Annotated in this window: 17 protein-coding genes and 1 pseudogene; 2 read left to right on the forward strand and 16 right to left on the reverse strand. The window is 36.2% G+C overall.

Translation table 11 applies throughout. The features are described from left to right. Positions 1–543: 543 nt before the first annotated feature. From HMPREF9630_RS03475 to HMPREF9630_RS03540, 16 genes and pseudogenes are all read right to left on the reverse strand, one after another. The gene (locus HMPREF9630_RS03475; protein WP_009527144.1) at positions 544–2028 is read right to left on the reverse strand and encodes a hypothetical protein; all 1485 of its coding nucleotides are present in this window, start codon (positions 2026–2028) and stop codon (positions 544–546) included. Between the two features lie 86 nt (positions 2029–2114). After that, on the reverse strand, positions 2115–5162 hold the full coding sequence (locus HMPREF9630_RS03480; RefSeq protein WP_009527145.1) for a type III restriction-modification system endonuclease: 3048 nt from the start codon (positions 5160–5162) through the stop codon (positions 2115–2117). 11 nt (positions 5163–5173) lie between these two features. After that, positions 5174–7090: a site-specific DNA-methyltransferase gene (locus HMPREF9630_RS03485; RefSeq protein ID WP_009527146.1), complete on the reverse strand. Its 1917-nt coding sequence runs from the start codon at positions 7088–7090 to the stop codon at positions 5174–5176. After that, a complete protein-coding gene (locus HMPREF9630_RS03490; protein ID WP_009527147.1) occupies positions 7091–7744 on the reverse strand; it encodes a DUF4391 domain-containing protein in 654 nt (217 codons plus the stop codon). A gap of 17 nt (positions 7745–7761) precedes the next feature. After that, complete coding sequence (locus HMPREF9630_RS03495) at positions 7762–10992, reverse strand: helicase-related protein (protein WP_009527148.1); 3231 nt, start codon at positions 10990–10992, stop codon at positions 7762–7764. A 38-nt stretch (positions 10993–11030) separates the two neighbouring features. Then, positions 11031–11240: a helix-turn-helix domain-containing protein gene (locus HMPREF9630_RS03500; protein WP_009527149.1), complete on the reverse strand. Its 210-nt coding sequence runs from the start codon at positions 11238–11240 to the stop codon at positions 11031–11033. Positions 11241–11639: 399 nt separating this feature from the next. Next, positions 11640–12848, reverse strand: a complete 1209-nt coding sequence (locus HMPREF9630_RS03505; protein WP_009527150.1) for a relaxase/mobilization nuclease domain-containing protein — start codon at positions 12846–12848, stop codon at positions 11640–11642. Next, entirely contained in the window at positions 12848–13228 is a 381-nt protein-coding gene (locus HMPREF9630_RS03510; RefSeq protein WP_009527151.1) for a plasmid mobilization protein, read from the reverse strand. The genes HMPREF9630_RS03505 and HMPREF9630_RS03510 overlap by 1 nt, the downstream gene beginning before the upstream one ends. Before the next feature lie 319 nt (positions 13229–13547). After that, positions 13548–13691 (reverse strand): hypothetical protein, encoded by a 144-nt coding sequence (locus HMPREF9630_RS10505; protein ID WP_242824675.1) that lies wholly within the window; start codon positions 13689–13691, stop codon positions 13548–13550. Positions 13692–13702: 11 nt separating this feature from the next. After that, positions 13703–15088, reverse strand: a pseudogene (locus HMPREF9630_RS10620) (VapE domain-containing protein). A 250-nt stretch (positions 15089–15338) separates the two neighbouring features. Then, positions 15339–15554, reverse strand: coding sequence for a hypothetical protein (locus tag HMPREF9630_RS10510; protein ID WP_009527155.1), 216 nt, complete (start codon positions 15552–15554; stop codon positions 15339–15341). A 107-nt stretch (positions 15555–15661) separates the two neighbouring features. Then, positions 15662–15877 carry a hypothetical protein gene (locus HMPREF9630_RS10515; protein WP_009527156.1) on the reverse strand — a complete coding sequence of 72 codons (216 nt, stop codon included), beginning with the start codon at positions 15875–15877 and terminating at the stop codon, positions 15662–15664. 30 nt (positions 15878–15907) lie between these two features. Further along, positions 15908–16045, reverse strand: a complete 138-nt coding sequence (locus tag HMPREF9630_RS10520) for a hypothetical protein (protein ID WP_009527157.1) — start codon at positions 16043–16045, stop codon at positions 15908–15910. A gap of 10 nt (positions 16046–16055) precedes the next feature. After that, complete coding sequence (locus HMPREF9630_RS10750; protein ID WP_009527158.1) at positions 16056–16646, reverse strand: site-specific integrase; 591 nt, start codon at positions 16644–16646, stop codon at positions 16056–16058. Continuing rightward, the gene (locus tag HMPREF9630_RS10755; protein ID WP_009527159.1) at positions 16609–17121 is read right to left on the reverse strand and encodes a tyrosine-type recombinase/integrase; all 513 of its coding nucleotides are present in this window, start codon (positions 17119–17121) and stop codon (positions 16609–16611) included. The genes HMPREF9630_RS10750 and HMPREF9630_RS10755 overlap by 38 nt, the downstream gene beginning before the upstream one ends. Further along, positions 17122–17349 carry a hypothetical protein gene (locus tag HMPREF9630_RS03540; RefSeq protein WP_009527160.1) on the reverse strand — a complete coding sequence of 76 codons (228 nt, stop codon included), beginning with the start codon at positions 17347–17349 and terminating at the stop codon, positions 17122–17124. A gap of 102 nt (positions 17350–17451) precedes the next feature. Between HMPREF9630_RS03540 and HMPREF9630_RS03545 the strand changes: the two genes are divergently transcribed. Beyond that, the gene (locus HMPREF9630_RS03545; RefSeq protein ID WP_009527161.1) at positions 17452–18624 is read left to right on the forward strand and encodes a DUF6076 domain-containing protein; all 1173 of its coding nucleotides are present in this window, start codon (positions 17452–17454) and stop codon (positions 18622–18624) included. A gap of 13 nt (positions 18625–18637) precedes the next feature. After that, positions 18638–19585, forward strand: a complete 948-nt coding sequence (gene rhuM, locus HMPREF9630_RS03550) for a RhuM family protein (protein WP_009527162.1) — start codon at positions 18638–18640, stop codon at positions 19583–19585. The last annotated feature ends 390 nt before the right edge of the window (positions 19586–19975 follow it).

A 19975-nucleotide genomic window follows, 5' to 3' on the forward strand; every position in this document is an offset into this window, starting at 1 on the left:
AATAATTACTAAACTCTATTATTGTATCCCAAGGCTTTTCTGATTTATAATCAAATCCAATTATTTCAAAACTGTCATCCAAAAATTCCCTATAGCGATTTTATTCTTCTGCGGTACCATCCTTACCATGAACATATATAACAACATTTTTCATTTTAATTTACCTCTATAAATTCTAATTTGTCACTCTCTGCTTCCACAAAAGCCTTCCATCCAAACGATGGAAGGCTTTAAAGAATTCACCTAAATTCAACAACTCCCTGTTGAACCTATTATTTCAGCTTTTTAGTATCAAAATAGTATCACCAAGGCAGTTTTCACGCTTTCAAGTCTATAGAACCCTGCGTTTTCAATGGTTCTATAACAGAAACTTTTTTGTATCTGTTATTCCCACTCTTCATATAAAGCCTGCTACCAATTACAAAATAAGCATTTACGGGACTTTCATTTGCACCCATTCTATAATTTTGCAGTTTTTATATGTGTTTTTTTATCAAAATACTTCAAAAGTACTTCATGATACTGCAAATGAAATATCTTTGATTATTCTATTCTGTTTATCTTATCAAGTATATACTCAATCCATAGTTTGTTCTCAATAGTCCTCTGACCATCTACATTGCAAACTGTTATATTATCTGTTTTTTCGATTATAAGCCGTTCTACGATTTCTTCTTCTGAGGTATTCCTACCTACTATTATTACTTTTTTGTCATCATCATTAACCAATGTTCTAATGATGCCGTTAATGTGCTCATCATCTTTATTAAATCCGAAGCCTACTATAACAATATAGTCAGCTTCTTTCCAATCTCTATATAAATCTACATATTCACAAGATTTGAAAATAGAAGTCATAGGTTTTGTTCCACTTTGAGTAAACAGTAACGGAACAATAAATCTGCCACCCAAATTCTCTTTTGTATCTATTTTATTTAAATATGGATCATACCACTGAGCCACAGAACCGTTTAAATAGGTAATGTCTTCCTTAAGTTTTTCTATAATTATCTTATTATAATTTGTTGTCGCAATCTTAGCGACTTCTATCCTCGATTTTTCAATGCTATCCTTCAAATCATCATAGTATCCTATATTAGTTATATTCAACAGAAGATTCTGCTCTATATAATTTTTGACAGTCAACAAAAATATAGATATCTTACAAAACTTTGCCCACTCATTTTTAGGACAATACAAATAATGCCAATTAGAATCAATTAAAGATTTATAATCTAATACCGATGAAAAAATATCTTCTAGTATATACTTCGCAAAATATACTATTTTTGACTGATCATCTAAAGACTCCATATTTGCACTTTTAAAATTATCATATAAATACTCTACCCCAATCACTCCTGCTGATTGATAATTTAACCTTAGGACCTCTCCTATATCATCAAATAAATCAATTTCCTCGTCTTTTTTCTTAAAAAGATTGTCATTAATATTTTTAACCAAACTGGACCCTAATGCACCAATTTGCAGTTGTAAAATTGAAACAATAATTTTTTTAAGTTCTGATTGCAGATTGCTGCGCAGTTCTTTCCCTTTATAAATTAATAAGAGCGCAGAAAAATAATGACTCTTAAAGATCTTATTTCCTTCATTCAAGGCTGGATTAAATGATACACTATTATTTAATTGACAATCGCTTACCTTTCTTTTCAAGATATTATATATTATTTCATCTATGTTCCCTATATGGTTTTTTCCTTTTTCAGCATAAGAGTCAAAAGCGTTCAAATTGCTAATGATATATTCACGTTTGTGTTCAAGAGTATCTTTTACTATATTCTCAATTACAGATTTTCCATATGTACTTACGCTTCTTGTTTCATAATCCTCTGGCAACCAATTTCCTGCATACTTAGTTGTATTATCTATGGAATCCCTCATTTCAATAAATTCTTTTTTACTAATAGATACATCTTGTCTAAAAATATCTAAAGCAAACTTTCCACCTGTGGGTAGACCATAACAAATCTCTGCTCCTGCACCAAATAAAAACCCTATTTTTGCCATAAATCCTCCTATTTTCTAATCCTTAGGTGATATCATTAAATATCATCCAACCAAAAATTCAAAAAATACCTTCCACTTTCATCACATCATTTCATTACCTTTTCAAGCAAAGATTTATAGCTATCTACAACATCATAGACCACATTCCCATTGCTGATTGCCTTAAAGTGTTCTCTTGCGCAGTGGATTTTGGATTCTTCAATAAGACGAAGCTGCATTGAGTTCATAGAACCTTTCGTTTCTGCAATGAAGTAAATATGTTTGATATTGCCCTCGTAAAATGCTATTGCCCAGTCTGGATTATACTTTCCAACTGGAGTACTAATATAAAAACCATCAGGAAGTTTCACATAGACTGCAACATCCTTATTCGTGTCAAGTTCAGTCGCAAAGGACTGCTCATTCGTTGAATCATAAACGAGATGGTCATAGAGATGCTTCTTTGCCTTCATCGCATTATGCCCAAGACGTCCTTTAATGGTCAGATCTGTAAACACAGTAGTATCATACTTCTCGTCCATTACATCATAGGTAATATGCTCAATAATAGCCGTCGCCTTTTCATCATTGATAAGCCCTGCTGCTTTTATAATAAACTCTTCCGGATTAAGCTTAAACTGATCAAATACATAAGCGTCTATTCCTTGAAGTATCTGAATAATTGCTTTTCTCGTAAGTCCAGTCTCATCTACTAATTTCCCTATCAAATCATATTTGATATTGGAGCTTGCAGATATTGTATGTTTATAATTCTCGATTTCTTCTTTGACAAAAGCAGCCCCGCTCATCAGCTCCTCTTTTGAACGAATTTGCTCCATTGCACCTGTTTCGACTTTAAAGTATATCTTGGAAACATTCAGCTTCTTATCCAAGGATGCGATCGCCTTCTGAACGAGTTCATCCGTGTCGAAGTCAACCACATAGACAGACTTGGAATTGATTTGAGACCACAGCGCCTTGAACTCTGGCATAGCGAGTTTATCCTCATCTACAGAAAGCTCAACATTATTTTTACGCGCATCTTCCGGCTGCATAGCTCTACTGTCATAGATAGAATCAATAATTGCAATGACGGACGGAGCCGAATCAGCTACTTCATCCGCAATTTTTATATCCCCATTTGCTTTGTCTTCATAATATTTATCTGTGAGAACACCTTTTTTATCGATATAGCCATTCACGATTAAATCAAAGTGAATTGCTCTGCCTGTATCTCCATCAACAACCTGCTCATTCCCCTTATCGTCCTTAATGACTTTCCCGATAAAAAGTTCTGCAGTAACAGCCTTGGGTCTATCCGCAACAGCCTCAGCAAGTTCGCTCTGAAGACCTTTCGCAAAACTGTCATAACTTTCGCTCGCAATGACCGTCAGTACATTCACATTGTGGACATCACCTCCAAGGACATTAGTATCCATACGCTCACCATCTTGATTTACACAAAGACGAAGCCCTCTACCCACTTCCTGCCTTTTACGCACATCACTGCTACTCTGCTTTAAAGTACAAATCTGGAATACGTTAGGGTTGTCCCATCCTTCACGAAGCGCAGAGTGTGAGAAGATAAAACGTACTGGAGACTTCTTCGGATTTCTATCAAGAAGAAGCTCTTTATTTTTCATAATAAGGTCGTATGCATCAACGTCATCGGTCGTTGTTTCTTTACGTGCAACCTTACTATCAATCATCTTTCCTTTTTTATCGATAGAGAAATAGCCTGCATGTGTCTTATCTGCAGAGATAGCAGAAAGGTACTTCATGTAGTCGTCTTCGCCCATACCAATTTGAAGATTACCAATGACATCCTTATATTCTTCCTCGAACATCTCGGCATAACTACCATTCATTGGCTGACCAGCTGCGTCGTACTGCTTGTACTTGGCAACTTCATCAATAAAGAACAGCGAAAGAACTTTAATGCCTTTATAGAACAATTCTCTTTCTCTCTGAATATGAGAAAGAATAGTTTCTCTAATCTGGATGCGGCGAAGCTGGTCTTCGCTTACTTTTCCAATTACATCACCTGCATAAAGTTTAATACCATTGATAAATTCTACAGAGTCGTCACGTCCATCAATTCTGGATACAACGAATCCTTGCTTATACTCTTCCATCTGACCGGAATTATCATAAAGGTTATACCCTTCTGAAACAGTACGAGTAATCTTTCTGATTCCGGTTGAACCCTTCGTATCAAACTGAATTGTCGCTGTAGGTGCAGCTTTAGAAAGATTGATGCTTTCTAAATAAATATAGCTTTCAGTCGCTGTGCTGCCGGATTCCGTGATCCCCTTCACAGCGATTTTCTTAACAAGGCGTTTATTGTAAGCCTCCATCGCATCTAGGCGATAAATCATATTATATATGCTATCGCTCTTGTGGGTCGCAGAATAACGAAGGGTCATTAAAGGATTAAACTGCTTTAAGTTTTCCTTTGTCTGCTTACCTTCTACAGACTGTGGCTCATCAATAATCAAAATTGGATTTGTCTTTGCGATAATATCAATTGGACGACGGGAACGAAACTCATCCAAATTCATATAAATACGTCTCGCATCCTTACCCTTGGCATTGAAAGCCTGAGAATTGATGATCATTACATTGATGGAGCTATCGGATGCAAATCTGTCGATTTCTGTAAGCTGGGAGGAGTTATAGATAAAGAAACGTATCTTCTTTCCATACTCCTCGGCAAAATGCTCCTGCGTAATCTGAAAGGATTTATACACCCCTTCACGGATAGCGATGCTTGGTACGACAACGATAAACTTACTCCATCCGTAGTGCTTGTTCAGCTCATACATTGTCTTGATATAAGTATAGGTTTTTCCGACACCGGTCTCCATTTCAATCGTCAGATTATATCTACCTTCCAGTTTATGAGAAGGCTCAATTTGATGCACTCTCTGTAATTTTTGTATATGATCCAAAATAATATGATCATTCAGTTCCGGAATGATTTTCTGATTGCTCCAGCCGGTAAAATCCTCTTCTTCTGAAATGGTTTGCTGATATACTCCAGAACCCTTATCCATCATATAGGAAGGTGTTAAATAAGGCTGTCCAGCAAAAACATCAACTACAGCTTTGGCAGCATCCGCTTGGAATTTCTGATGTTTAAATTGTAGTTTCATAACCGCCCTCCTTAAATGACTTTTACTCTTGTATCCGGTGCTAAAAGTTTAAACATTTCTCCTACATTGATTTTCGAAGGACTGTCCGCAAAACTACTATCACGGAACACCGCCCGAAGGGGCTGTTTCTTGGCGATTTCCTTGATTACGCTATCAGGAACGTTCTCATCGAAGCATGCAATAAGGTCTCCATCGTTATAATTATGAACTGTGCATCCCTCTATCAGTTCTAAGCTATAAGGCAGTGATAAAGGAAGTCCCCACTCAAGAAGGCAGCCAAACAACAGGTCAAGGTCATTACGGTCGGATTTAACATTGGATTCAAGCATTGAAAGCAAGTCCTGACTGTATTCTGCCGGGCTGTAGTAAACATCGTTCATGTTACTATCAGCTACTTTAAACACTCTGAATCCTGTATCCAAATCCTGTGTTGTCAACGGATTTTCGTCTTTAATTTTTCTTCCGGCGCGTCTTATTCTCTCCTTACCAATTTCACAAATATTATGATACCCTGCTTTATATGCTGCAGATTTAGAGTCGCAAGAAGCAGGAATCTGTGCAAGAATAAACTTTCTTTCTCCCATGTCCTCAGAATTCAACTGCATAATAGCGTGGGCCGATGTTGCAGAACCAGAAAAGAAGTCTAAAATAATATCATCTTTTTCAGTAAACAACTTTATAATATCGTGCATCAAATATAAAGATTTTGGGAAATCAAATGTTTTAACTCCTAACAAATCATCCAATATCTTTGTTCCAAAGTGAAATCCGTGGTACTTTTTATTTATCCAATGAGTTTTGATTACTTGGTCTTCTCTCAATTTTTCATAGATATATATTTTGCTGGATTCTTTCTGTGCTAAGATATCGCCTGCTGCAATTCTGTCAGCGCAAGTCTCTTTTGTTGTTTTCCAAGTTCTCTCAACACCGGTTTCTGTAATAGGATATACTGGAACTGCATCGGCTAACTCATCAACACTGACCTTACTTAAATCCTTTGCTGCCCAAATCGGATACCAAAAATCCGGTTTAGCTTCTCTTGTTGCATATTTACCATCCGCAAGTCGAATGAAATTTTTCAAACGATAAGCTCCATTTTCATCGCGCATATCAAACAGCGCAACTTGCTCATCATCAAGTGCCACCTTACGAATTCTGGCCTTTCTGTCGTCTTTTATGTATAGAAGCATAAATTCATTGCTAGGCCCGATATATTTTGCTTGATTTCTTCCTTCAGGCTTATGAACAACAGAAATAATGCCTATTCTATTTGAAAAACCAAATATTTCGTCGCATATTTCACCAAGATTGAAAAGTTCATTATGGTCAATCGCTATTGCAAAAAATCCGTCATCCGCCATTAAATTTTTAGCTACCTTAATACGGGAATACATCATACTAAGCCAATCTGAATGAAAACGTCCATTGCTTTCTGTGTTAGTAAACAGATAATTTCCATCTTCATCCATTCCAATTTCTTCGTCATATTCATCCTGAGATACACTGTAATCATTTTTATAAAGAATATTATTTCCAGTATTATATGGAGGGTCAATGTACACAAGTTTGATTTTACCAAGGTAACTCTCTTGCAAAAGCTTTAGCACCTCTAGATTGTCACCTTCAATATACAGATTTTCTGTAGTATACCAATCAACACTTTCATTAGGATATGGACGCAAGGTCTTTCTAATAGGACTATTGGCATCAATAATAGCACTCTTCTTGCCAACCCAGCTAAGTTCGTAAGCCTCTTCGCCCTCAATCGCTTCTCCTAATAAAGTCTGTCTAAGCAATTCAAAATTAATTGCTTTCTTAAGTTTCCCGTTTTCATCAACAGTTTCTGTTATACACTCAGGAAATATCTTTTCAATTTTTTCAATATTTCGAGCTGATACATCAACTGATTCCATTCTCATTTTGTCCATTTAAAGAACCTCCAATTCCTTCTTTAGCTTCTTTAGCTCAGTATTCATTTGCATCTGTTTATTAAGCTGCTTTTCCTTACGGATTTTCGCTTGAAGTGCTTCTATTCGCTTCTGCAATTGCTGCTCCAGCTCATCACGAGCAACAGACGCTTTCAGGCTTTCACCGGCAGTTTCTGTTTTTAACTTATCACCGGCAATCTGACGCACGAAGTTTTCATAAACTGCATCAACATTCAAGCCTTCCAACTTTAATGGAAGCTCGTCCTCAGCTAACCATTCTGTGTGGTAATATCCGTTTACTTTAAAAGCCTTATTGCCAGATGCTACAGCCTCTTTGTATCCAATCCACGCTTGATACTTACCTTTATATTCTAGCAAAAACAGAATATGATATGGAATTTCCTTATCAATCTGTCTTAAAAGACTATCATCGAGTACCGGACTGCTTAATCGAACCTCAAACACCTCCAGTTCCGTTACATCGGTTCCGGCGGCAAGATTTGTTGTGGATATTGCAATCTTATTTTTCCAGTATATTGTATTTACCTGCTCGACAAATATCTTTTTCAATGCCGGTGAGATGTCCAGATTCTCATAGAATTTCTGTTTTGGAATTCTCTTATTAAATTCTGTAGTTTTTGGCAATCCTATCATCGTTTTACCACCGCAACTTATTTTACAACTAAGAAACAAATTAACTCGAAGTCATCTAATCCCGATACTGCAGACATTAGTGCAGAAGTCCCTCCTGCTGTGAACAGGCTGTCGATATCGCTTTCTTCTTTGGAATCAATAATGGAGTTGATGGCTTCACCGAGAAGTTCTGACATCCCGATCATATTTTTCCCATCGTCCGTTTCCTCATTAAAGCATTTGCAAAGTTCTTTTATAGGTTCTTTCTTTCCCCTACAAAGAAGTCTGATATCATCCAACATTTCTTTCGGATTCAGATAGTCACAAATCACATCTCCATCATTTCCGATATAAACCATGTAGAACGGATGGATTCTGTTTTGGTTGTCTATGTTTACACTGTTATTTATATTTTTGAGCACGAATACAACACCTTCTGGAAGCTCTTCTGTAGCAGGTACCACAGCATGCATTCCCTTCGGCTTTTTGTCCATATCCCCGTTGTTCTTCACATACTCCAGTAGGTCAAGTCTGAATTCGTTAAGCCCTAAGTCCATGATGGAAATTCCTGTGGACATATCTTCAATATCAACCACCTCTTCCTGCAGGCGTTTCAACTGCTGTTTACGATATTCGAGATCTCCCTTCTCCTCCGGATTGATAAGATCATCATCGCCCGTAGAGGTCATGATGGAAATTTTCATCCTTGTCTCGACGCGAGCCTTGAGATTGATATACTCATCCAAATCCAGATCCGGCCAAAAGTTTACCAACTGGATGTATTCATTTTTACTACCGATACGATCAATTCGACCAAAACGCTGAATGATACGCACTGGATTCCAGTGAATATCATAATTAACCAGATAATCGCAATCCTGAAGGTTCTGACCTTCTGAAATACAATCTGTTGCAATCAAAACATCGATTTCAGTTTTACTCCCCGGCATCAAAACATCTCTGTCCTTTGAAATCGGCGAAAAACAAGTGAGTACATTGTTCAGAGTTGCTCTAAAACCCTTAATCGTTGTTCTTCCATCAATGGTACCGGTAATAACCGCGGTATCAAGCCCATACTTCTTTTTAATAAAGTCGCTCACATGCTCATACAAGTACTCAGCGGTATCAGAGAAAGCTGAGAAAACAAGCACTTTTTGATTACTCGGATTGATAGGATTTTCAATTTTCTCGGATATCAGTTTCAAGAGTTCCTGTAGCTTACTATCATGCTCCGGTGTAATATCCGATACCATAAGTGTCAATAGTTCAAGTGTCTCAGCATCAGCCATAAGTTCGGTACGCCAAGTTTTATAGTCCATGTCAGCAAGCTCAATCTTTACTTTCTTGCCGACAGTAAAATACTCCGTATTGCTATCATCCATGTCCCATTCAGAATCGGATGCCTCATACATGTCAATATCAGCTTTGCCATACTTTTCAAAACGATTTATAGCCTCAATTGTACTATCTATAAGAGTCTTCATCCGATGGAGTGTAAGACGAAATGAATTGACCGAGCTTTCCAGTCTTTTCAAAAGATTAATGCTCATCAGTCTCTTGATTCCTTCTTCACGACCGGTCTGGGTAAGGTTATCACCCTTGTTATGAGTAAGGTCCATATACTTCTGCAACTTGCTTGGGAAGATATAGTTTGAAGGAGTGTAAATACAAAGAGACAGCATCATTAACTGTTCATAAATCTGATTATAGTTAATGGCTGAATTCAAATCTGTGAGCTGAGGTCTAAGAGAAATCGGCTTTCTTCTTTCTGGGAACTTACCAATTTCTGCTGTGTCGTAGTATTTTTCAATGTGCTTTCTGGATCGCGCAATTGTAACGCTGTCGAGTAATTCAAAGAAATCAAAGTCCAGTGTACGAAGTAGTGCATTTGTTGTTCTGCTTTCTATTTCCAACTTGCTCCAAGCATTAAATGCTTTCTGCGCCTGTCTAAAGATTTCCTCAATGGTCTTATTTGTATCCAGTTTTTTATTGATTGTTTCAGAATCCCCTTCATAAGCAATAGCAAGCTGATTTTTCAAATCTACAAATCGATTATTTACCGGTGTAGCTGATAGCATCAGAACCTTTGTTTTAACCCCGGCTCTAATAATCTTATCCATTAGCTTCATATATCGATTTTCCTTCGTATTAGCATGCGTGCCTGTTCCATTACGGAAGTTATGAGATTCATCTATCACTACAAGATCGTAGTTCCCCCAGTTCAATCGATCCAAATCTAATCCATTAAAATAACCATGGTTTCTGGATAAATCGGTGTGAAATAAAACATCATAATTGAGACGATCGTCTGCGATAGGATTATTAACATAATTATCTTTATACGTATTCCAGTTTTCAGCTAGTTTCTTGGGACAAAGAACAAGAACACTCTTATTTCTGTTTTCGTAGTACTTCATAACAGCAAGGGCTGTGAAGGTCTTACCCAGACCCACACTATCTGCTAGAATACAGCCATTGTATCTTTCCAGCTTATTGATGATGGCAAGCACCGCATCTCGCTGAAAATCGTATAGAATACTCCAGATTTTACTCTGTTTAAAGCCGGTTGCCTCATTGGGAAGCTCATCTTCTGAGATGTCCTCAAGAAATTCACTAAACACATGATATAGTGTCATAAAATAAATGAACTCCGGCGAGTTTTCATTGTATGCAGTTGTAATGTTTTCAATAACAACATCTGTTACGTCTTGCAACTTTCTTTTGTCATTCCATAGAATTTCAAATAACTGGATATAAGAATCAGAAAAAGGAGCTTCCAGTCGATTTACCATGTTATAGCTGTTGTTACCACGTTCACATCCAATATCAACGGTTGTGAAGCCGTTCATTGGCATATAGGCAACCTGCTTATCTTTATCTGACACAGTAATAAAGCCTCCCATATTTTCACCAGTAGTATTCGATTTGAAAGTAGCCTTTCTTCTTATCCATTCCGCACATTCTTTGGCAATGGCTTTTTGTGTCATTTCATTCCTAAGCTTTAATTCAAACTCTGTACCATATAGACTGTTTTCTCGGCTGAGCCTTGGTATATAAAATTCTCTTTTCTGTTTTTCTGCTTTTTCTGTAATGAAAGTAGGTGATGTGAATATAAAACGGCACTCATCGACCTGTTCCAACTGTTGCTTCAGTTCCTTATAGGCATACATAGAAAAGCATGCTGCTGCAATCGACATTTTACTACCTTTGCCGATGGTAGATATCATATCATCACGTACTATTTCATTAAGATTATCAATCACTTTCATTTCCGCTTGCTTATCCTCTCTATAGCTATTTCCTTGCTTTATTTGACTTCCTCTTCAAATTCCATAATATCATCTAAGCTACAATCCAATGACTTGCAAATCTTCCCCAGGACTTCCACAGTAACATTCTCATTTTTATTGAGCTTATTAATCGTGTATGTACTGACCCCAGCAAGTTCTGCCAATTCCTTCTTCTTCATATTCCTGTCGAGCAGAATATGCCATAATTTTTTATAATTAGCTTTCATGATGAACCTACCTTACACGAATATATAAAAACCTTTTACATTATAACATAATTTCAAACCAAAACATAGCGATAACTCTATTAAAATCAAAAATATTGAACTGAAATTCCTCAAAAAAGAATGCACATGACAAATTTTCATTCACCATGTGCAACACTCTTATCGTTCCATATCCTTTGTTCGAGAATTTGATTTTATTTCCTGAGATTTATCCGATTCTCTTTTTATCTGCTGAAGAATACTTTTTTTAGGCTCCTCCTTTCGTCCAAGATACTGATCGATGTTTGCTTTAAGCTTCCCAAGTTCGCTACGCTTCTCCTGTAACTTATCGTGTTCTTCTGCAAGTTCTTTCTGTATGTCGTATAAGTTCTTAGAATGTTGATTAAGTTTTTTAAAGATCTACTTTCCATCACCTCGTTTTAAGCCTTCCAATATCTCTTTCTTTAGATGTGGAAACTGTTTTATAAAAATCTCTACTTCCGAAAAAGCTTCCTGATAGGCTTCCACATCTTTTCGATTCATCATCATATAGATTTTGTCATTTGGATTTTTTCTGTATCCATCGTAATGAGCTTTTTTATTGATGCAGGTTTGCAGATACTTTGTAATTTCCTTGATTCGTTTCTGTTCAAACTCCTTATCTCTAAACTCTTTTCTGATCTGATTTGCTTGGGATGATAATCTCTTAATCTCAGACTCCAACTCCGTCATCGAATGAAATCCCTTATCTCGAATTGCTATCATCGTACCTGCTGCGGTCGTCATATTATGTTTCGTAGCCAAACGCTCATATCCTTTGCTTGACTTCACTTTTTCATTGTTCTTGATGTCGATGATATTGCCAAGTTCTTTGTCTTTATTCAGGATTCGCTCCTTAATTCTTTCCTCAGTATAGTTAGCTCCAATAGTCTTTGCTCTGGTAAATCTCTGCTGATTTTTAGTCCTGAAAGCTATATGCTTGCCAATCTTAATTTCATAACCGCAGCCTTCCATTTTAGATAAAAAATCCTGCCAGTTGATTGACTGCTTTATAGTTCTATCAATGTCAAACTGAAGTCTTGATTTATAGCTACTGCCTTTTTTATCCTCATTCCAATCATGCCAACTTACAAATTTTCTTCGCTTAATTTCGTTGATTTCCCTTTGTGTTTCTTGGTCGATAACAGATAAATTATGCTCTTTACACAGCTTGTCACTTTGATTTCGTATATTCATATAGGAGCCGTAATAGGAACGATAAACCTTACCTTCATCTACATCGATCGAATTAAAAATGATGTGATTGTGGATATGGTCTTTGTCGATATGCGTTACTAAGACATATTCATATTTCCTGCCTAAAACCTTTTCGCAAAGTTCAATTCCCACTTGATGAGCTTCGTGGGAGCTCACTTCTTCCGGCACGAAGGATTGGATCAGATGATGAGCTAAAGTCTTGGTTCTTGAGCCAAATTGTTTCTTTGTAAGTTCAAACTCTTTATGAGCATTTTCTCTGCTGCAAAGATGTGTGGTAACATAGATTTCATCATCGGTTTTATCGCCATTACAGATGTAGTCTATCGCTTTTTTCAGCGTGGTCTTGATTGGATGTATCTTCGTAACCGCCATCAGCTGATCACCTCATTGATGATATAATCCGAAACTTTTTCTCGAAGATCGGACAAGAAAAGAAGTTCACCTTGCAAGGCTTTCTTGATGCTTTCAATATCATCTTTGCAGATAATTCCTGTGCTGTTTACCGCTTTGGCTATCTGATTTAGATTCGCCGAATTACGACTGATAAGGGTGGAAAGCTCTCTCAGTTCTTTTCGAAACTCACCGGATAAATCAATGCTGATGATTCTATTCTTGAAAATACTGTCTCTATAAAACTCTCTTTTACTCTTGAAATTGGTCAATGCAAATCTTCGATTGAGTTCCTTCATCTCTTCTTCGTTCACCATAAAGTGAACGGTACAGTTGTTTTTACGATTAACTACCTTTGACATTTTTCATTACTCCTTTCTTCTTCGGGGTCTTAGGGTTCTCCCTAAAATTGGTTAAGCTGAATTCCCAGCTTACAAGCCTACTTTTTGGACTGTGGTCAAAAAGTATATGCTTGCTATCTCTCTGAACATACTCTTTTTATTAAAATGAACTCTACTCCCTTATGACTATCACAGAAGAATAGGGGCATCCGTAGCCAAGACGGATAACTCTCATTCTGCCTAATTTTTGTTTTATAGAAGTTTGAAAGTTATCGCTACCACTACCACACTACCTTTGAAGTCGATAGCAAAGTAGCGGTAGCAAACTTTTTCAAAACTCTTAGAATGGTATCTCCGAGTCTTCTACTTCCACAAAGTCTGTAGTTATCGTTCTTTTGTAGAATTTTTTGCTGACTCGAACCACTCCATCAATCCTTACCTTCTTGCTTTTCAAATTTGCTTCTAAGATCCATTCTCCTGCCATCTCATTTGCCATCAGTTCTGAAAAGACTTTTTCATTCGTTTCCGGGTACTTACTTGTAAATTCTGCGGAACAAAGAAGATTCGGAGTATCAGATTTTGTTGTTTTCCATTCCATAAAGTCAGGAAGTTTTGGACATGTCTGTTTTCACTTTTATGCGTTTGAATGACAAGGCTCAGATCATTTCTCAATTCTTTCGGCAAATAGAAATCGTGCAGTTTATGTTCGTAAATATATACGGCTTCTGCAATAGCTCCTTCGAAATCACTCCTTACCATTTCCTCATGTTCTTCTCTTGTGATAGTTTCCAATACAGGAAATTTTTCAGGATCATACATGAGCGGCATTTGTATTTTGTCCATATCCACTTTTACCGGCAAATATCTTCGCTCTCCTGAAAAATCCCCTAAGAAAGTAGCATCATTTGTGGTCGCAATTAAGATGCAATTTCGTTTTACATCTCTTGAAAACCTTTCATACGGAAGTCTTACTGTGCTTGTTCTTGCAGAAATAAAGAGCTTCGCTTCATCGGCACTCTTTGCATTTCTAAGTGCCACAAATTCCTCCAGTTCTACTACGACTTTCCCCACCAAATTGCTGACTGCATCCTTGCCTTTGATGTTATTGAGCGAACAATACCATTCCGGAAATAATGCCAACTTTTAAATAAAAGATGTCTTTCCCACACCTTGAGAACCTGTTAAGACCATCAGCTCATCAAACTTACAACTCGGATGAAATACCCGTTTTACCATACCTACCAAGATATGTTTCATTATCCAAGAATTCAGCTCCGTTTTTTCCGCTCCAAGGTATTTTGAAAGCAATTTTGAAATGTGTTCCTTGCCGACATAAGTCAAGGATTTCATATACATTGCAGGCAAATTTATCGTTCTTTTATGTGTGACAAAAGTGATTGCATCTTCCATACGACTTTTAGAATATTTGATTCCAAACTCTCTCTCGATTTCAACACCGAGGATATTCGTCATATGGTCATTCCATTTTCGAATTTCAAAATCAGAATTTTTTTCACCCCTCAGTGCAGATCTGAGGAAGATTTCTTTCATCATTTCTGCGTTTCCGTGTGTAAAGCTGTTTAGGAAAACAAGGAGTGCAAAATCATCTTTGCTTGGATCTCCGCTTGTGTTCGATCCTTCAAACAAAGCCTTCGCCCTCGCATTATGTCTGCACATTATCTCTATAACTTTGTTGCAATAAGGAACTAGGTCATCCATCACTTGATACTTTCTAATCGCTTCTTTAATGCTATCCTTCGGAGCAAATAATTTATAGTATTTATCCAGTTCCTTTTGCTTTGGCTTGATTGTTCTGACAGTCATACTCCCAAACTTTCGGATATTTCCTGTCATCGCAATGCACCTGTTTTCCTGATACATCTCCACTTTTTCGATTTGATTATTGAAGTTTTTTGCAATCACACCCTTAGCAAAGATATGAACACCTCTCCCGGATTGTGAGACTTCTCGATAGGTGTCATTGAAATCATTTAGAAAATCTCCAAAGCTGTCATCAACTCGATCTAAGTCGATACAAACAAATGGATCATCTTTGCTTAGTGCAAAAGACAATCCATATACTGCTATTTTCTATCTTATTGACCTAAAGGTCAATAAGCATCCCTCGCTTTCAGCTCGGTGAATTTTTAACTGCTGTTTCAAAATCCGTCCAATGCTTTCTATCGTTCCAACCATCTGATTTTAATGTGATTGGGCTGATAGGTATTTTAGAAATTTTTTCTTTTCCCCATTTGTCCACTTTTACAATTCTCTTAAACCACAGCCATTGCTTATATTGCCTTAATTCAAGTGGAATATTTTGTAGATAGTTCTCCTTGTTTATCATGGTAACCTCCTAAAATTTTTATTGAAAACGGAAGTACAACCTGATAAAATAATCTTGTCAGGGATGAAATACCAAGTTGTACTTTCATCTTGCCTTTGGTCTTTTGGCTAAAGGCTTTTATTTTGCATAAGCTCTATAATGCTGCTTAATTCCTCTACAAGCACAGAATCCAATTCTTTTTTCTTCAGCACACTTTTGATCATCATTTCAATTTCGACCAATCGCTCTTCAATTTTTTTAATCGCAATTGTACTACCAAGAAACTGAACATTTGAAAATAAAAGGGACTGTATAATAAAATCCTGTTTTAATAAGCCGCTCATTGCAACTCTATTTTCAAATAGTCTCCGCTCCTAGTCGCTCATCCTAAAAGCAATCGTATTTGCTCTTTTTCTGTTCTTCTCTTTTTTCTTGAGCTTATCTAAACGCTCCTTCTCAGTTCTCTTAGCCATTTGTCGCATTATCTCTCTTGATGACTTGCTTCTAAACATTTTCTATAACCTACTCCAACATTCCTCTCATTTCTTGCTGTTTATTAGGGAACATATGGGCATATCTGAAAGTGATTTCTGATGAATCGTGCCCGACCCTGTTACCAATATCCACAACACTGAATCCTTTTTCTATCAGCAGTGATATTGCAGAATGCCTTAACGCATGAACCTTTATCTTTTTCACTCCAGTAGCCTTACATCCTCTTTTCATATCGTGATGTAAAAATGATTTGCTGAAAGTAAATACCCTATCTTCTTTCCCAACTCCATAAGTGCAAGCGATTAAGTTCTGAGCCTCTTCCATAACAGTCTTGGGCATTGAAACTACTCTTACCGCTTTTGGAGTCTTAGGCGTTGTGATAATATCTTTTTGGTCAATTCTCTGATAAGACTTGTTGATATTGATTGTATTATCATCAAAGTTGAAGTCTTTTAATGTCAATGCCAACATTTCTCCTAATCTGAGTCCTCCCCAAAAGAGAATTCTAAATGCCAAGCTTGAATGGGGCTTATCTTCAATAGCTACTATGAATTGATTGAATTCTTCTACTGTCCAAAATTCAACTTCTTCGCTCTCCTCTTTTCCCCATATTCCCAACCGTTCTTGCCGGGTTTTTGGGAAGATTATAGAATCTACAGGCATGATTGAATATAGCACTCAATTGATTGTGTATAGTTTTGAGATAGGTCATGCTGTAGCTTCTACCTTCATCATCTCTCTCATCTAATAAAATATTTTGCCAAGCGGTTATCATAGCCGGAGTAATCTCATTGATTCTCTTTTTATCAAAGAATGGCAAGATATGAAAACTAAATATCTGATCTTTTGTTCTAACTGTGTTTATCTTGAATCGCTTCTCACAGTATTCTAAATACAGCTTGTAAAACTCATCAAATCTCATATCTAATTCATGTGATTCTCTTAGCTTAAACTGGCTTTCCCAATTCTGTGCCTCTTTTTTAGTAGCAAATCCTCGTTTCGTTTTACTTCTGGATTTTCCACTCCAATCCTTATATTTAAAACTGGAATACCAAGTATTTCTTTCTTTATCTTTATAAGCCGGCATTATCATCTAACCCTTTCCATAAAATCTCTCTTCAAAATAGTCCTTATTGATTTTTCCTTGTAAGACGTAAAATCCTTTTTCTTTCAGTTCCATATTAAGACTTCTTATAATCTCGTAAGCTTTTGCCTGAGAAACTTGTAGAATTTTTTGTACGTCTTTTGCATTCAACATTGTAATCTGGGACAATTCGTCCTCCTTTCTATCGATATTGACTATTTTTCTATCTCTTGACATTATATTGCCATACCTCTTTTTGTTTATCAAGAGATTATATTGAGTTTTTTGTTATTTTGTGTTATAATTTATTGGTATGATTGAGAAAAGGAGGTTTTTGCATTGTTTTCATATAACGATATTATCAACTCAAAATTACTACAGAGTTCTTTTTATACTCTGAGTCAAAATAAAGAGAGCATCTATTTTGAATACTTACCAACGGATTTCAGCGAAATGATTGAACAGAATATGATTTATGAAAGTGATGAGTTCTCTTTACTCCTAAACTTGTTCGGTTTAGATGTTACATCAGAAAAACTTCCTTTTTCAGAGATTAGAAAACTACTCTTTATTGAAAAAGAAGAGGAAGAAACGGGTGAATTGGATTTGGATGAGAGCGACTTTGATTTGACAAATGACACCAAGAATTTTATTAGTTCTTACTTGAAGTTATTCAATGAGCTTACAGAGGTATATCCTATTTTATATATCTTGTTTGGCGATGTTTGGACAATTCTTCGGTATTTGGTCTGTAAAGAAGGTTTGTACGACGGAAAATATAAAATTGACTTTGATTCAGCAAGCACCGCTTATGTAAATCTTTATAACGATATCTTCTATATACTCACACACAGAGAACAAATGAGGCAGGAGCTTCTTGAAATTTTTAATATCTCTTCTGAGTATAAAGTAAAACTGCCAACATCCGAAATCGCATTGATTTATCAAGCTTACAATCAAAATAGGGGATATGATCTTATTTTAAATGAGCTGAATCCCTATATAAGAGACACCAATAATCAATTAATGACCTCATGGGAAGATATCATAAAAATCCTTCCAAACAAATTAAATGAGGATCTATCCTTTCCTATCTGTGATAGTTTGACGAAATTTGTAAAGCAGATGGTCCAGGTCTTGATTCATAAGGAACAGACTCTTCGTAAATGCAAAAACTGTGATAGATATTTCGTTGCAAGATACTCAAGCCTTGCGGAATACTGTACAAGAAAAGTTACCGGCACTAAGCAGGCGTGCCAAGAATATGCCAGCAAAAAAATATACAAGAAAAAACAAGCTGAAAACCCTTTGTATCAAGTATTTACAACTTACTATAATAGAATTTATGGAAGAATAAGACGCGGAAGCTTAGATAAAGATACAACTCTACTTGACGACATTAAATTACTTCACCAAGAGTTTTCTTCTAAATATAATACCTCAAATGATAGTGAGTCTAAAGAAAAAATTATTGAGTCATTTATCATAGAGGCAGATAAATTGCTCAGTTAGGAGGATTAGACGGATGCACAATGAAATTATTATTTATAAAAATGGTGAATTAGAACTTCCTGTAGAAGTAACGCCGGATAAAGAAACTGTTTGGTTAAATAGAAACCAACTGGCAACTTTATTCGAACGTGATGTAAAGACTATAGGTAAACATATCAATAATGCACTTAAAGAAGAATTGGATAGTTCAACTGTCGCAAAATTTGCGACAGTTCAAAAGGAAGGTGCCAGAGAAGTAAAAAGGTCTGTCGAATACTACAATCTCGACATGATTATCTCAGTCGGATATAGAGTAAAATCAGCACGAGGAGTTGAATTTAGACGCTGGGCTAATAAAATTTTAAAAGACTATATTGTGCAAGGGTACGCAGTCAACGAAAGAAGATTAGCTGCTCTGAACAGAGTAGTAGAAATACAGTCAAATATCATAGCAGGTGTACTTGATCTTGATGCCGAAAAGGTTCTTGAAGTCGTGAAGAGATATTCACTCGCATTAGATATGCTTGATGATTATGATCACCAAACTATCACCAAACCAAAATTAAGTTCCGGTGAAGTATATAAACTCACTTATGAGGAATGCAGAAATCTAATCTCTAAAATGTCCTATTCGGAAACATCTGATATATTTGGAAAAGAAAAAGGAAAAGGCGTATTAAAGGGAATCATCGACTCCATCTATCAAAGTGCTTTTGGAGAAGAGGCTTATCCGTCAATAGAAGAAAAAGCAGCAAACCTTCTTTACTTCATCATCAAAGATCATCCTTTTGTAGATGGATGCAAAAGAATTGCAGCTACAACATTTTTATATTTCTTGGATATGAACCAAGTTCTCTATAAAAACAACAAGAAAATACTATCAGACAGCACCTTAGTTGCCCTAACTCTTCTTATCGCAGAATCAAAACCACAGGAAAAAGAAATCATGATTAACATCGTAATGAATTTCTTAACATGGTAAATTGTACTTTCTTAAACCATTTACGCAGATAAAAAAAGCCAGCAGAATTTTACACTCTGTTGGCTTAATTATTTTCTCTTAAAAGTGGCTTACCACTTTTTTTCTTATGAAAAAGTACTTCAAAAATACTTCAGCTAACCACCTGAAACCTGAGAATAATCAGTAATATCAATGATTCTGATGAGTGCTTAGGCTACTCCCACTCTATTGTTTTCTAAATTGATAAGGTTTGATATAGTTTAAAATTAAGGATTTAAATTAGTTATTTTTATAAGAATTTATTAGAATTAATTTCTTTTGTTTGCAAATTGTTTGCAGAGTTGAAATTATTGTGTAGCAAAAACACAACATTTTTTGTATAATAGTATTAGTAATAAAAAGGTGGTGATA

Source organism: Peptoanaerobacter stomatis (assembly GCF_000238095.2).
Lineage (GTDB): Bacteria > Bacillota > Clostridia > Peptostreptococcales > Filifactoraceae > Peptoanaerobacter > Peptoanaerobacter stomatis_A.

Excerpts from the sequence above, each read along its gene's own strand:
- HMPREF9630_RS03475 (WP_009527144.1), bottom strand. The coding sequence starts at position 2,028 with ATGGCAAAAATAGGGTTTTTATTTGGTGCAGGAGCAGAGATTTGTTAT.
- HMPREF9630_RS03480 (WP_009527145.1), bottom strand. The coding sequence starts at position 5,162 with ATGAAACTACAATTTAAACATCAGAAATTCCAAGCGGATGCTGCCAAA.
- HMPREF9630_RS03485 (WP_009527146.1), bottom strand. The coding sequence starts at position 7,090 with ATGGACAAAATGAGAATGGAATCAGTTGATGTATCAGCTCGAAATATT.
- HMPREF9630_RS03490 (WP_009527147.1), bottom strand. The coding sequence starts at position 7,744 with ATGATAGGATTGCCAAAAACTACAGAATTTAATAAGAGAATTCCAAAA.
- HMPREF9630_RS03495 (WP_009527148.1), bottom strand. The coding sequence starts at position 10,992 with ATGAAAGTGATTGATAATCTTAATGAAATAGTACGTGATGATATGATA.
- HMPREF9630_RS03500 (WP_009527149.1), bottom strand. The coding sequence starts at position 11,240 with ATGAAAGCTAATTATAAAAAATTATGGCATATTCTGCTCGACAGGAAT.
- HMPREF9630_RS03505 (WP_009527150.1), bottom strand. The coding sequence starts at position 12,848 with ATGGCGGTTACGAAGATACATCCAATCAAGACCACGCTGAAAAAAGCG.
- HMPREF9630_RS03510 (WP_009527151.1), bottom strand. The coding sequence starts at position 13,228 with ATGTCAAAGGTAGTTAATCGTAAAAACAACTGTACCGTTCACTTTATG.
- HMPREF9630_RS10505 (WP_242824675.1), bottom strand. The coding sequence starts at position 13,691 with ATGGCAGGAGAATGGATCTTAGAAGCAAATTTGAAAAGCAAGAAGGTA.
- HMPREF9630_RS10510 (WP_009527155.1), bottom strand. The coding sequence starts at position 15,554 with ATGATAAACAAGGAGAACTATCTACAAAATATTCCACTTGAATTAAGG.
- HMPREF9630_RS10515 (WP_009527156.1), bottom strand. The coding sequence starts at position 15,877 with ATGAGCGGCTTATTAAAACAGGATTTTATTATACAGTCCCTTTTATTT.
- HMPREF9630_RS10520 (WP_009527157.1), bottom strand. The coding sequence starts at position 16,045 with ATGTTTAGAAGCAAGTCATCAAGAGAGATAATGCGACAAATGGCTAAG.
- HMPREF9630_RS10755 (WP_009527159.1), bottom strand. The coding sequence starts at position 17,121 with ATGATAATGCCGGCTTATAAAGATAAAGAAAGAAATACTTGGTATTCC.
- HMPREF9630_RS03540 (WP_009527160.1), bottom strand. The coding sequence starts at position 17,349 with ATGTCAAGAGATAGAAAAATAGTCAATATCGATAGAAAGGAGGACGAA.
- rhuM (WP_009527162.1), top strand. The coding sequence starts at position 18,638 with ATGCACAATGAAATTATTATTTATAAAAATGGTGAATTAGAACTTCCT.